This is a genomic window from Burkholderia sp. M6-3, assembly GCF_050858985.1.
In the GTDB taxonomy this organism is placed as follows: Bacteria; Pseudomonadota; Gammaproteobacteria; order Burkholderiales; family Burkholderiaceae; genus Paraburkholderia; species Paraburkholderia caledonica.
This window is the reverse complement of the sequence record NZ_CP110090.1, coordinates 3,084,131-3,096,753: the sequence shown is the minus strand read 5'-3', so window position 1 is coordinate 3,096,753 and position 12,623 is coordinate 3,084,131. Positions and strand designations below refer to the sequence as shown.

The following is a 12,623-nucleotide window of genomic DNA, read 5'->3' as shown; positions in this document are numbered from 1 at the left end:
AAATATACTTTCATCCAATTTGCTTACACCTCGACACACTGCCGCGCTGACCACGCCGCTTCGCTCGCATGATTCATCAACCGTCCGTTGCATCCAATCCGGCCGAGCAGGCCATCGCTGCGCGCATCGAGGCGGCCATGCCAACGCTCACGCCGATTCATCGGCGTATGGGCGAGTACGTACTGGCCAATCTGTTCCGCGCGGCCACCATGCGAATCGACGAACTGGCGAGCGTGGTCGGCGCGTCGGTGGCGACCGCGAATCGCTTTGCCCGCGCGCTCGGTTTCGACGGCTATCCACAGTTCCGCGATGCGCTCGTGCGCGGCTTCGAGGCGACGCTCGCGCCGGTCGAACGGCTGCGTAGCGCGCAGGAGTCGCTCGCTGCGGGCGACGACGTGGTCGACGCGTCGCTCGAACAGGCAAGCAACAACCTGCACCTGACCCGCACGGCGATCGACAGCGCCGCCGCCGAGGCCGCGGTCGAAGCGATCCTCGCCGCGCGGCGTGTGTTCGTGCTGGGCGCGGGTACGAGCGCGTTCCTGGCCGGGTTGATGGAGCACGGCCTGATGGCGTATCACGACAACGTGCAATCGCTCGCGTTCATCGGCGGACCGTCGCATGCGGCGCGGCGCCTGTTCAACTGCGGCAAGGGCGACCTCGTGATCGGCATCGCGTTTCCACGTTATGTCGACGACACCATCGAGCTCGCGCGTCGTGCGGCAACTCGCGGCGCGCGCGTGCTGGCACTGACCGACGGACCGCGCTCACCGCTCGCGCAGTTCGCCGATCTCTCGTTATACGTGCGCTCTGAACGCCGCCTCGCGGCGAACGCGGATGCCGCTGTTCTTGCCGTGATAGAAGCGCTATGCGACGCGGTCGCTTATCGGGCGAAGCGCTCGGTGAAGGCAGCCGCCGACGTTACCGAGTTCGTATTGCCGTGGCTCACCGATCCGCTGTCCGCATCCGCGAGTGGGGCGGGTGAAGCCGTGCGCGAACCGGCGCGCACTGCGCGTACGTCAGTAGGCGCAGTACCGAACCCTCGCACCACCCAGGCAAAATCCAAACTCAAACGATGAACGACAACGCAGTCATTGCCATTCATGGCGGCGCGGGCACGATCCTGCGCGCGTCGCTGTCGGCCAGTGCCGAGGCCGAATACCACGCGGCTCTGCACGCCGTGCTCGCTGCCGGTCAACGCGTGCTTGCAGACGGCGGCAGCGCGCTCGACGCAGTCAGCGAGGCCGTGCGGTTGCTCGAAGACTGCCCGCTGTTCAACGCGGGCCGGGGTGCGGTCTACACGGCAGCGGGCACGCATGAACTCGACGCGGCGATCATGGACGGCAGCACGCTCGAGGCCGGCGCGATCTGTTGCGTGAAGCGTGTGCGCAATCCGGTTCTGGCCGCGCGCCGCGTGCTCGAGTGCAGCGAACATGTGCTCTTCACCGGCGAAGGCGCGGAAAGCTTCGCGGCCGCGCAGGGACTTGAATTCGTCGAACCGCAGTACTTCGATACCGAAGCGCGTTATCGTCAATGGCTGCTCGCGCGCGATCAGCAGCGCGCAATGCTCGATCACGACGGCGCGTCGCTCGCCGCGTCGCCGTCGTCTGCAGACAATAGCGATCCCATGCCGCACGAGCCGATCGATCCGAACCGCAAGTTCGGCACTGTCGGCGCGGTCGCACTCGACAGGCACGGCCACGTTGCGGCGGCGACGTCGACGGGCGGCGTTACCAACAAGCAGGTCGGGCGCGTGGGCGATACGCCGCTGATCGGCGCGGGCTGCTATGCGGACGACGCAACCTGCGCGGTCTCGACCACCGGCTCGGGCGAAATGTTCATGCGCATGGTCGCGGCTTACGACGTCGCCGCGCAAATGGCCTACCGCAACGTGTCGTTGCACGAAGCCGCGCATGACGTCGTGATGAACCGCCTGCCCAGGATCGACGGCCGCGGCGGCCTGATCGCCGTCGACGCACTCGGCAATATCGCGTTGCCGTTCAATACCGAGGGTATGTACCGCGGTTTCGTGCGTCTTGGCGAGGCGCCGACGACGGCGATCTACCGTTAGTTCGTTACCCTGAACACTGCTGAAGACCGCTAGCGCGTTCGAATTCAAAGGAATCATTGTGCCGACTTCATCGCACACCGCCAGCCCGATTACTGAAAACCTGCCGACGCAACGCGTGCTTGCAGTCGACAACCTGTCGGTCGCGTTTCGCAGCGGCGAGACCACCTTCAACGCGGTGCGCAATCTGTCGCTGACAGTCGAGCGCGGTGAGACGCTCGCGATAGTGGGCGAATCGGGTTCAGGAAAATCAGTGACATCGCTCGCGTTGATGCAGCTGATCGAGCATGGCGGTGGGCGCCTTGCCGGCGGCAGCATCGCATTCCGGCGCCGCGACGGCAGCGTGCTCGACCTCGCGAAAGCGTCGTCCGGCACGATGCGCTCGATTCGCGGCGCCGACATCGCGATGATTTTTCAGGAGCCGATGACCTCGCTCAATCCAGTCTTCACGGTGGGCGACCAGATCAGTGAGGCGATCTCGCTGCATCAGGGCAAGAGCCGCTCGGCGGCATTCGCGGAAACACTGCGTCTGCTCGAACTCGTGCGCATTCCCGAGGCGCGGCGCGTGGCGGCGCGGTTTCCGCATCAACTGTCGGGCGGAATGCGCCAGCGCGTGATGATCGCGATGGCGCTGTCGTGCAAGCCCGCGTTGCTGATCGCCGACGAACCGACCACCGCGCTCGACGTGACCATTCAGGCGCAGATCCTGCAACTGATTCGCGGCCTGCAGGACGAGATGAACATGGGCGTGATCTTCATCACGCACGACATGGGCGTGGTCGCTGAAGTGGCGGACCGAGTGCTGGTGATGTATCGCGGCGAGAAGGTCGAAGAGGGTGCGTCGGACGCGCTCTTCGCGGCGCCGTCGCATCCTTATACGAAGGCGCTGCTCGCCGCCGTGCCGCGTTTGGGCGCAATGCAAGGCACCGATCAACCCGCGAAATTTCCGATTCTGACGGTCGAGCAGGCGGGCGCGAGCGGCGCCGATGAACCCGTGCGCCCTGCAGCCGCCGTCGCGAAGGAAACGCAACCGCATGTCGACGAAAGCACGCCGCCGATTCTGCGCGTGCGCGATCTGGTCACGCGCTTTCCGGTCAGGACCGGGCTTTTTGGCCGCCTGACGGGCCGCGTGCATGCAGTCGAAAAAGTCAGTTTCGATCTGCGGCCGGGTGAAACGCTCGCGCTAGTCGGCGAGTCGGGCTGCGGCAAGTCGACCACGGGCCGCTCGCTGTTGCGGCTCGTGGAAAGTCAGAGCGGTTCGATCGAGTTCGACGGCAAGGAAATCAGCTCGCTCACAGGACCTGCGTTGCAGGCACTGCGTCGCGATATCCAGTTTATTTTCCAGGACCCGTTTGCGTCGCTCAACCCGCGGCTGACGGTTGGCTTCTCGATCATGGAGCCGCTCCTCGTGCACGGCGTCGCGCAAGGCGCCGAGGCGCAGGCGCGGGTCGCGTGGCTGCTCGAAAAAGTGGGCTTGCCGCCTGAAGCCGCGCGCCGTTACCCGCATGAATTTTCCGGCGGCCAGCGGCAACGCATCGCGATTGCGCGCGCGCTCGCGTTGAATCCGAAAGTCGTGATTGCCGACGAATCCGTTTCCGCGCTCGACGTCTCCGTGCAAGCGCAGATCGTCAATCTGATGCTCGATCTGCAGCGCGAGCTCGGCGTCGCGTATCTGTTCATCTCGCACGACATGGCGGTCGTGGAGCGCGTCAGTCATCGCGTTGCGGTGATGTACCTCGGCCAGATCGTCGAGATCGGTCCGCGCCGCGCAGTGTTCGAGGCGCCGCAGCATCCGTACACGAGAAAGTTGATGGGCGCGGTACCGGTTGCCGATCCCGCGCGACGTCACGCGAAACGGATGCTCGCCGCCGATGAAATCCCGAGCCCGATCCGCTCATTGAACGATGAACCGGCCGTGGCGCCGCTCGTCGCCGTGGGTCCGGGGCACTTCGTCGCACAACATCGCGTCGGCGGCGCGTATTGAACGGCGATGAGCGCAGCCAGCGGAGCCAGGCGTAGCCGGCACGCAAGCAGCCCTGACACAAGATCCGGGGAACAAAGCCGGACAACAAGCCGGACGCAAAAATCCGATGCGGCAACTTAAAGCAACGTAAAGCAACCTAAAGCAAATCGTCTCGCAGCAACTTAAACCATTTCATTTTCGCAGCCTGGAGCACACTCATGAACCTGCCGGTCCCGTCTTCCACGTTCCGTTTGCGCGCGCTGATCAGCGGCGGCGCGGTAATGTTCGCGATGCTCGCGGGCAATATGGCGCACGCCGAAACCACCGCGGTGATGGCCGTCGCCTCGACCTTCACCACGCTCGATCCGTACGATGCGAACGACACGCTGTCGCAAGCCGTAGCCAAGTCGTTCTACCAGGGGCTCTTCGGCTTCGACAAGGACATGAAGCTCGTCAACGTGCTCGCCGATAGCTACGAAGCGAGCCCGGACGCGCGCGTCTACACCTTCAAGCTGCGTCACGGCGTGAAGTTCCAGGACGGTAGCGACTTCAATGCCGCCGCAGTCAAAGCGAACTTCGACCGCGTGACGGATCCGGCGAACAAGCTGAAGCGTTACAACATGTTCAACCGCATCGAGAAGACGGAAGTGGTCGATCCGTACACGGTGAAGATCACGCTGAAGGCGCCGTTCTCGGCCTTCGTCAACGTGCTTGCGCATCCGTCCGCGGTGATGATTTCGCCGGACGCGCTGAAGAAGTACGGCAAGGACATTGCGTTCCATCCGGTCGGCACGGGCCCGTTCGAATTCGTGAAGTGGGACCCGGCAGGTGACCTGACGGTGAAGAAGTTCGGCGGCTACTGGAAGAAGGGCTATCCGAAGGTCGATGCAATCGACTGGAAGCCGGTGGTCGACAACAACACGCGCGCCGCGCTGATGCGCACGGGCGAAGCCGACTTCGCGTTTCAGGTGCCGTTCGAGCAGGCCGCGCAATTGCAGTCGAGCCCGAAGGTCGATCTGATCGCGTCGCCGTCGATCATTCAGCGCTACATCAGCCTGAACATGAATCAGAAGCCGTTCGACAATCCGAAAGTGCGCGAGGCGCTGAACTACGCGGTCAACAAGGAGGCGCTGACCAAAGTCGTGTTCGCCGGATATGCAACGCCTGCCGACGGCGTCGTGCCGCAAGGCGTGGACTACGCGGTGAAGCTCGGGCCCTGGCCGTACGATCCCGCGAAGGCTCGCGCGTTGCTGAAGGAAGCGGGTTACCCGAACGGTTTCGAAACCACGCTGTGGTCCGCGTATAACTACTCGACCGCGCAGAAGGTCATTCAGTTCGTGCAGCAGCAACTGGCGCAAGTCGGCATCAAGGCGCAGGTCGAGGCGCTCGAAGCCGGCCAGCGCGTAGCCAAGGTAGAAAGCGCGCAAGACGCGGCGACCGCGCCGGTGCGCATGTACTACGCGGGCTGGTCGTCGTCCACAGGCGAAGCCGACTGGGCGATCACGCCGCTGCTCGCGTCGGTCTCGTTCCCGCCGAAGATGGTCAATACCGCCTACTACAAGAACGATACGGTCGACGGCGACCTGAAGCAGGCGCTCGAAACCACGGATCGCACGCAGAAGGCCGCGCTTTACACGGACGCGCAAAAACGCATCTGGGCCGACGCGCCATGGATTTTCCTCGTCAAGGAAAAGGTCGTGTATGCGCGCAGCAAGCGTCTGTCGGGTGCTTATGTCGCGCCGGACGGCTCGTTCAATTTCGACGAGATCGCGGTCAAGTGATGAGTTGACCGTGCGGCGCTGCATGTTGCATCAGGACATGCGGCGCCGCGCTCGCGTATCGCTGCCCTACATGACACCTCGTTGCCCGCTTCATTGCCGGATTGAGCTTCAATGCTGAACTTCCTAGTCAAACGTCTCTTTGGTTTGCTGCCGACGCTCTTTATCGTCGCGGTGCTGGTCTTTCTGTTCGTGCATCTGTTGCCGGGCGATCCGGCGCGGCTCGCCGCCGGTCCCGATGCCGACGAAGCGACCGTCGCACTGGTGCGTGCGGACCTCGGACTCGACAAGCCGATGCCGCAGCAGTTCGCGCACTTCTTCGTGAAGATCGCGCACGGCGATTTCGGCACGTCCACGCGCAGCAAGCGGCCCGTTAGCCAGGAGATCGGCGAGCGTTTCATGCCGACGCTGCTGCTCACGCTCGCAAGCATGGTATGGGCGGTCGTGATGGGCATGGGTATCGGCATCGTGTCGGCGGTGTGGCGTAACCGCTGGCCTGACCGGCTCGGCATGACGCTCGCGGTGTCGGGTATTTCCTTTCCCGCATTTGCGCTCGGCATGCTGCTGATGGAGATTTTCTCGGTGAAGCTCGGCTGGCTGCCTATTGTCGGCGACGGCTCGTGGCAGAGCTACATACTTCCTTCGCTCACTCTCGGCGCGGCGGTTGCGGCGGTGATGGCGCGCTTCACGCGCGCATCGTTCGTCGAGGTGATGAACGAGGACTTCGTGCGCACCGCGCGCGCGAAGGGCGTGCCCGAGCGGCTCGTGATCGTCAAACACTGTCTGCGTAACGCAATGATCCCCGTCGTCACGATGATGGGTCTGCAATTCGGCTTTCTGCTCGGCGGCTCGATCGTGGTCGAAGTCGTGTTCAACTGGCCGGGCCTCGGGCGCTTGCTGGTGGACGCGGTGTCGATGCGCGACTATCCGGTGATTCAGGCCGAGGTGCTGCTGTTCTCGCTCGAATTCATCATCATCAATCTGGTCGTCGACGTGCTGTACGCCGTGATCAATCCGACCATCCGTTTCAAGTGAGGCCTGCATGAGCACGACAGCCACCGGGCCGGATGCGGCCAAACCTTCCGGCGCAGAGCGCGCGATCCGCACGCCTTGGAGCGAGTTCTGGCGCAAGTTTCGCAAGCAGCACGTCGCGCTCGCCGCCGGCATTTTCGTGTTGCTGCTGGTCGTGATCGCGATTGCCGCGCCGCATATCGTGCCCTACGACCCTGAGAATTTCTTCGACTACGACGCCTTGAATGCAGGGCCATCGGCCGCGCACTGGTTTGGCGTCGATTCGTTGGGCCGCGATATTTTCAGCCGTATTCTCGCGGGCTCACGCATTTCACTCGAAGCCGGCTTTTTGTCTGTAGCGATCGGCGCGGTGATCGGCACTTTCTTCGGGCTGCTCGCAGGCTACTACGAAGGTTGGTGGGATCGCATCACCATGCGTGTGGCCGACGTGCTGTTCGCTTTTCCCGGCATTCTGCTTGCAATCGGCGTGGTCGCGATTCTCGGCAACGGCATGATCAACGTGATCTGCGCGGTGGCGATCTTCAGCATTCCAGCCTTCGCGCGGCTCGTGCGCGGCAATACGCTGATGCTCAAGCAGCTCACGTATATCGAAGCGGCGCGCAGTATCGGCGCGTCGGATTGGACCATTATCGTGCGTCATATATTGCCGGGCACGATCTCGTCGGTGGTCGTGTACTTCACGATGCGTATCGGCACGTCGATCATCACCGCCGCTAGCCTGTCGTTTCTCGGACTGGGCGCTCAACCGCCAACGCCCGAGTGGGGCGCAATGCTCAACGAAGCACGCGCGGATATGGTCACCGCTCCGCATATCGCGCTGTTTCCGAGTCTCGCGATCTTCCTGACCGTGCTCGCGTTCAACCTGCTGGGCGACGGCTTGCGCGATGCGCTCGATCCGAAGCTCGATCGCCCATGAGTTCGACGCAGTTGCCGGGTTTGCACAATTTGCCGGATGCGCCGCATATCGGCGAGTTGCAGTGCGGGCCGCTGGGCACGATTGCCGACGTGCATGGCGTGAGCGTCGGACACTGCACGCTCGATGAAGGCGCGCTACAAACCGGCGTCACCGTGATTCGTCCGCATGCAGGTGATCCGTTTCTCGACAAGGTGCCGGCGGCGGCGTCGGTAATCAATGGCTTTGGCAAGAGCGTGGGCCTCGTGCAGGTCGACGAACTGGGCACGCTCGAAACGCCTATCGCGCTGACCAATACTTTCGGCGTGGCCGCTGTGGCGCAGGCGCAGATTCGCGCGGCCATACGCGCTAATCCGTGCATTGGCCGCGAGTGGCCGACCATCAATCCGCTGGTGTTCGAATGCAACGACGGATACCTGAACGATATCCAGGCGTTAGCCATCGGCGAGCAGCACTTCAATGAGGCATACGACGCGGCGAGTACGAGCGTTGCGAGCGGGTCGGTCGGAGCGGGGCGCGGCATGTCGTGCTTCGATCTGAAGGGCGGCATTGGCAACGCTTCTCGCGTGGTGCGGATCGGTCAACGTGAATACACAGTGGGCGCGCTCGTGCTCGCCAACTTCGGCCGTTTGCCGATGCTAATTGTCGACGGTACTCCACTCGGGCGAATTCTTGCCAGGCGTGCGGCAACAGAGAAGGCGGAATCGGCTGGCAAACGTGCGGATGTCGCGAAGCCCGAGCAAGGCTCGATCATCATGATCGTCGCAACCGATGCACCGCTCGACGCGCGTCAACTCAAGCGCCTTTCTTTGCGCGCGGCCGCGGGCCTTGCGCGCACGGGTTCCGTCTATGGTCACGGTAGCGGGGATATTGCGTTCGCTTTTTCAACGGCTTATACGGTGCCGCATATCGCCGAATTCATCGCCCTCCCGCCTCTGCTCGCCGATCAACACATGGACCCGCTCTTTCGCGCCTGCGCCGACAGCGTCGAACAGGCGATTCTCGATGCGTTGTGGAGCGCGGAGTCCGTGACCGGCCGCGATGGACATCGGCGTCTATCATTGGGCGAGAGCGCTCCCGACCTCGCGCATTTACTGAAAAGAAAGTCCTGATGAAAGTCCTTATTTCCGCCGACATCGAAGGGATTGCCGGCGTGTTTCATCCCGAACAAACGCGCTCGGGCAACGGCGAATACGAAGCCGCGCGCCGCTGGATGACGCTCGAAGCGAACGCGGCGATCGAAGGTGCGTTCGCCGGCGGCGCGACTCAAGTGTGGGTCAACGATTCGCACGGCGGGTTTCGCAATCTGCTGCCCGACCTGCTCGACCCGCGAGCTCAGGTGGTGCTCGGCAAGCCGCGCACGCTCGGCATGATGGCTGGTCTGGAATACGGCGCCGCGCTCGTGTTCATGATTGGGTATCACGCAATGTCGCAAACGCGCGGCATCCTCGCGCATACCATCAATAGTTTCGCGTTTGCACGCGTGTCGTTGAATGGGGAAGAGGTGGGCGAGGCGGGGCTCTACGGCGCGCTGGCGGAAGAATATGGCGCACAGGTAGCGCTTTTATCCGGCGACGACGTTTTCGCCGACGAAACCGCGCCGCGCTTTCCAGGCGCGCGCTTCGTCGTGACGAAGAGTGCGACCGGACACGCGAGCGGCGTCACGCAGTCGCCGGCCAGCGCTCGCGCGGCTATCGGAAGCACTGCACGCGAGGTGGTGCAGCAGCATCTCGCCAACGGTCACCCTTCGCAAGCTACACGCGGCACGGCTAAGCCTGTCGAGTGCGAATTGCGCGTGCAGACGAGCGCACTAGCCGATCTGTTTTGCCAGTGGCCGACGATCACGCGTGTCGATGCCGTCACGTTGCGCTTTGGCGCGGAATCGGCTGAACATGCGGTGCGCATGCTCAACTGTTTATCCGCGATGTCGTTCATGCTGCGATAGCGTTTGCGTTTGCAGACCCGCCGCGAGTAATTGAACGGCTGTACTACTGCTGCCTGCTCAATTCGCGCGCGGCTCGGTCTATCACGTCGGCAATCGCGCCCGCATGCGACACCGGCGCGAGATGGCTCGACGCCATCGGCACGATCTTCGCGCCCATCCGCTCTGCCATGAATCTCTCGACGTCCGGCGACACTGCGCGGTCTTTGGTCGTCACCACGTACCACGAGGGCTTCTCTTTCCACGCGACCTGGCTCACCGTTTCGCCGAAGGCCTTGGCGGCGATCGGTACTTGCGCGGCCGACAGCACACGCGTCAGATTTTCGGGGACGTCGGCGGCGAAGTCGGCGTGGTATTTACTGCGGTCCAGCCACAGAAAACCGCTCGCGTCCTTGACGATGCTTTGACCCGAGGGCATCGGCGCGCCGCGCTTCAGCAGGTCCATCGTCGACTCGTGCAGATCCGGTGCGATTGCCGCGATGTACACGAGCCCCGCGACGTTCGGCGCATTCGCCCCCGCTTCGGTAATCACGACGCCGCCCCATGAGTGGCCGACGAGCATCGTCGGGCCTGCCTGGCGAGCAAGCACACGACGCGTCGCGGCGACGTCGTCAGCGAGCGAGGTAAGCGGGTTTTGCACCGAACTCACGTGATAGCCCTTCTGCTGCAATTTCGCGACGACGCCATTCCAGCTCGAACCGTCGACGAACGCGCCGTGAACCAGCACGACATTGCGCACCGGCCCTGTTATCGCCGCGATGGCGGGCTTGGTGGCCGAGGCTGTAGCGGGCGCCCCGGAGGCGGCGGAAGGCACTGCAGATGGGCTGGCTTCGGCTGCCGGCGGAGCAACCGGCTCGGCGGACTGGGCGGGTTCGGGCGTGCGTTCCGCGGCCGGTGCACCAGGGGGTGTGGCCGCAGGCGCTGTGTTCTGTGCGACGTTTTGCGCAAAGACGCCGAGACTTTCAAAACCGAGACAAAGGACGGCGGCGCAAAACAGGTGTTTGGGTGACATGTTGCATCTCCTGAGGCATCGAACCGACTACGGCAACATACAGAAGCGGTGCGGCAGTGACAACCGCTATCCTCCCGTGCCGGTGCGTGCGAGACAAAGCGCGGGTTGGTACCAGTATTTGGGCAATTTCGGCCGAGGTAAAATTTTCGGTTCTGCCGGAGCGGACCACAAGTCCGCTCCGGCGATCGAAATCCATACACTGGGGCGCAATTTGGACAATGCACTACAGCAAGACGGCCTGAAACGCGGGCTGAAGAACCGCCACATCCAGCTCATCGCATTGGGCGGCGCGATCGGCACGGGACTCTTTCTCGGCTCGGCAAGCGTATTGCAGGCCGCGGGCCCTTCGATGATTCTCGGCTATGCAATTGGCGGTGTCATCGCGTTCATGATCATGCGGCAGTTGGGCGAAATGGTCGCGCAGGAACCCGTGGCCGGCTCGTTCAGCCACTTCGCGTACAAGTATTGGGGCGACTTTCCCGGCTTTCTGTCTGGCTGGAACTACTGGGTGCTATACGTGCTCGTTAGCATGGCCGAATTGACGGCGGTCGGCACATACGTTCATTACTGGTGGCCCGGTGTGCCGACGTGGGTGTCGGCGCTGGTGTGCTTCGCGGGCATCAACGCGATCAACCTCGCGAACGTCAAAGCATACGGCGAGACGGAATTCTGGTTCGCGATCATCAAGGTCGTGGCGGTCATCAGCATGATCCTGTTCGGCGGCTATCTGCTCGTCAGTGGACATGGCGGCCCGCAGGCATCGATCAGCAATCTCTGGAGCCATGGCGGATTTTTCCCGCATGGGTTCCACGGACTCTTCACGATGCTCGCCGTCATCATGTTTTCGTTCGGCGGGCTGGAACTGATCGGCATCACCGCAGCGGAAGCAGACGAGCCGCAAAAGAGCATTCCGAAGGCCGTGAATCAGGTCATCTACCGGATCCTGATTTTTTATATCTGCTCGCTCGCGGTGCTGCTGTCGCTGTATCCGTGGAACGAAGTGGCGGCCGGCGGCAGCCCGTTCGTGATGATCTTTTCGCAGATCGGTTCGACGCTGACCGCCAACGTGCTGAACGTGGTGGTGCTGACCGCGGCGCTGTCCGTCTACAACAGCGGCGTCTACGCGAATAGCCGCATGCTGTACGGCCTCGCGGAACAGGGCAATGCGCCGCGCGCACTGATGAAGGTCGACCGGCGCGGTGTGCCGTATATGGCGATCGGCTTATCGGCGCTGGCCACGTTCACCTGCGTGATCGTCAACTATCTGATTCCCGCCGAGGCGCTCGGCTTGCTGATGGCGCTTGTCGTCGCTGCACTCGTGCTGAACTGGGCGTTGATCAGCCTCACGCATCTGAAGTCGCGCCGGGCGATGGTCGCAGCGGGCGAGACACTCGTCTTCGAGTCGTTCTGGTTTCCCGTCAGTAACTGGATCTGCCTCGCATTCATGGCGCTGATCCTCGTGATTCTCGCGATGACCCCAGGCTTGTCGGTTTCCGTGCTGCTCGTGCCGGTGTGGCTCGTGGTGATGTGGGCGGGCTATGCGTTCAAGCGTCGTCGCGCGGCGGCGCATGTTGCCGCGCGGGTGGTGGGACGCTAGGAGGATGAGGCGAGCAAGGCGAGAGCCGTGCTCGCCGAAAAGCAAAAACCCGCGAAGCGTTCGGCTTGCGCGGGTTTGCGATACATCTTGCGGCTAATTCACCGCTGATTTCGTGCTGACCACGAAAATATTTGGTGCCCAGGGCCGGAATCGAACCGGCACGCCTTGCGGCGGGGGATTTTGAGTCCCCTGCGTCTACCAATTTCACCACCTGGGCAGGTCTTGCAGCGCACGCGCGAGATGCTGGCGCGTGGCGAAGACGCAGATTATGGCCGAAAATTCGACGACGGGCAAGCCGGTTGCAGCCACCGCGCGCCATGC

At 63.1% G+C, this 12,623-nt stretch carries 10 protein-coding genes and 1 tRNA gene; 9 read left to right on the top strand and 2 right to left on the bottom strand.

The window, feature by feature from the left end:
• Window positions 1-68: 68 nt before the first annotated feature.
• The 8 genes from OH764_RS13390 to OH764_RS13355 all read left to right on the top strand — a co-directional run bounded on the left by OH764_RS13390 (window position 69) and on the right by OH764_RS13355 (window position 9,696).
• A complete protein-coding gene (locus OH764_RS13390; RefSeq protein ID WP_498847124.1) occupies window positions 69-1,076 on the top strand; it encodes a MurR/RpiR family transcriptional regulator in 1,008 nt (335 codons plus the stop codon).
• Complete coding sequence (locus tag OH764_RS13385) at window positions 1,073-2,068, top strand: isoaspartyl peptidase/L-asparaginase family protein (RefSeq protein ID WP_498847123.1); 996 nt, start codon at window positions 1,073-1,075, stop codon at window positions 2,066-2,068. The genes OH764_RS13390 and OH764_RS13385 overlap by 4 nt, the downstream gene beginning before the upstream one ends.
• 58 nt (window positions 2,069-2,126) lie before the next feature.
• Entirely contained in the window at window positions 2,127-4,049 is a 1,923-nt protein-coding gene (locus OH764_RS13380) for a dipeptide ABC transporter ATP-binding protein (RefSeq protein WP_498847122.1), read from the top strand.
• Between the two features lie 197 nt (window positions 4,050-4,246).
• Window positions 4,247-5,809 (top strand): glutathione ABC transporter substrate-binding protein GsiB, encoded by a 1,563-nt coding sequence (gsiB, locus tag OH764_RS13375; RefSeq protein WP_498847121.1) that lies wholly within the window; start codon window positions 4,247-4,249, stop codon window positions 5,807-5,809.
• 111 nt (window positions 5,810-5,920) lie between these two features.
• Window positions 5,921-6,841: a glutathione ABC transporter permease GsiC gene (gene gsiC / locus OH764_RS13370; RefSeq protein ID WP_020069091.1), complete on the top strand. Its 921-nt coding sequence runs from the start codon at window positions 5,921-5,923 to the stop codon at window positions 6,839-6,841.
• A 7-nt stretch (window positions 6,842-6,848) separates the two neighbouring features.
• Window positions 6,849-7,754: a glutathione ABC transporter permease GsiD gene (gene gsiD, locus OH764_RS13365; RefSeq protein ID WP_020069090.1), complete on the top strand. Its 906-nt coding sequence runs from the start codon at window positions 6,849-6,851 to the stop codon at window positions 7,752-7,754.
• Window positions 7,751-8,863 (top strand): DmpA family aminopeptidase, encoded by a 1,113-nt coding sequence (locus OH764_RS13360; protein ID WP_498847120.1) that lies wholly within the window; start codon window positions 7,751-7,753, stop codon window positions 8,861-8,863. Before gsiD ends, OH764_RS13360 begins: the two co-directional genes overlap by 4 nt.
• On the top strand, window positions 8,863-9,696 hold the full coding sequence (locus OH764_RS13355; protein WP_498847119.1) for a M55 family metallopeptidase: 834 nt from the start codon (window positions 8,863-8,865) through the stop codon (window positions 9,694-9,696). The genes OH764_RS13360 and OH764_RS13355 overlap by 1 nt, the downstream gene beginning before the upstream one ends.
• 43 nt (window positions 9,697-9,739) lie before the next feature.
• On the opposite strand, the gene OH764_RS13350 is transcribed toward OH764_RS13355, so the two are convergent.
• Window positions 9,740-10,705, bottom strand: a complete 966-nt coding sequence (locus OH764_RS13350) for an alpha/beta fold hydrolase (RefSeq protein ID WP_498847118.1) — start codon at window positions 10,703-10,705, stop codon at window positions 9,740-9,742.
• A 211-nt stretch (window positions 10,706-10,916) separates the two neighbouring features.
• Between OH764_RS13350 and OH764_RS13345 the strand changes: the two genes are divergently transcribed.
• The gene (locus OH764_RS13345) at window positions 10,917-12,302 is read left to right on the top strand and encodes an APC family permease (protein ID WP_498847117.1); all 1,386 of its coding nucleotides are present in this window, start codon (window positions 10,917-10,919) and stop codon (window positions 12,300-12,302) included.
• Between the two features lie 132 nt (window positions 12,303-12,434).
• On the opposite strand, the gene OH764_RS13340 is transcribed toward OH764_RS13345, so the two are convergent.
• Window positions 12,435-12,519: transfer RNA gene (locus OH764_RS13340), tRNA-Leu, on the bottom strand.
• Window positions 12,520-12,623 lie beyond the last annotated feature (104 nt).

Excerpts from the sequence above, each read along its gene's own strand:
- gsiD (WP_020069090.1), top strand. The coding sequence starts at position 6,849 with ATGAGCACGACAGCCACCGGGCCGGATGCGGCCAAACCTTCCGGCGCA.
- OH764_RS13350 (WP_498847118.1), bottom strand. The coding sequence starts at position 10,705 with ATGTCACCCAAACACCTGTTTTGCGCCGCCGTCCTTTGTCTCGGTTTT.
- gsiB (WP_498847121.1), top strand. The coding sequence starts at position 4,247 with ATGAACCTGCCGGTCCCGTCTTCCACGTTCCGTTTGCGCGCGCTGATC.
- OH764_RS13385 (WP_498847123.1), top strand. The coding sequence starts at position 1,073 with ATGAACGACAACGCAGTCATTGCCATTCATGGCGGCGCGGGCACGATC.
- gsiC (WP_020069091.1), top strand. The coding sequence starts at position 5,921 with ATGCTGAACTTCCTAGTCAAACGTCTCTTTGGTTTGCTGCCGACGCTC.
- OH764_RS13360 (WP_498847120.1), top strand. The coding sequence starts at position 7,751 with ATGAGTTCGACGCAGTTGCCGGGTTTGCACAATTTGCCGGATGCGCCG.
- OH764_RS13355 (WP_498847119.1), top strand. The coding sequence starts at position 8,863 with ATGAAAGTCCTTATTTCCGCCGACATCGAAGGGATTGCCGGCGTGTTT.
- OH764_RS13390 (WP_498847124.1), top strand. The coding sequence starts at position 69 with ATGATTCATCAACCGTCCGTTGCATCCAATCCGGCCGAGCAGGCCATC.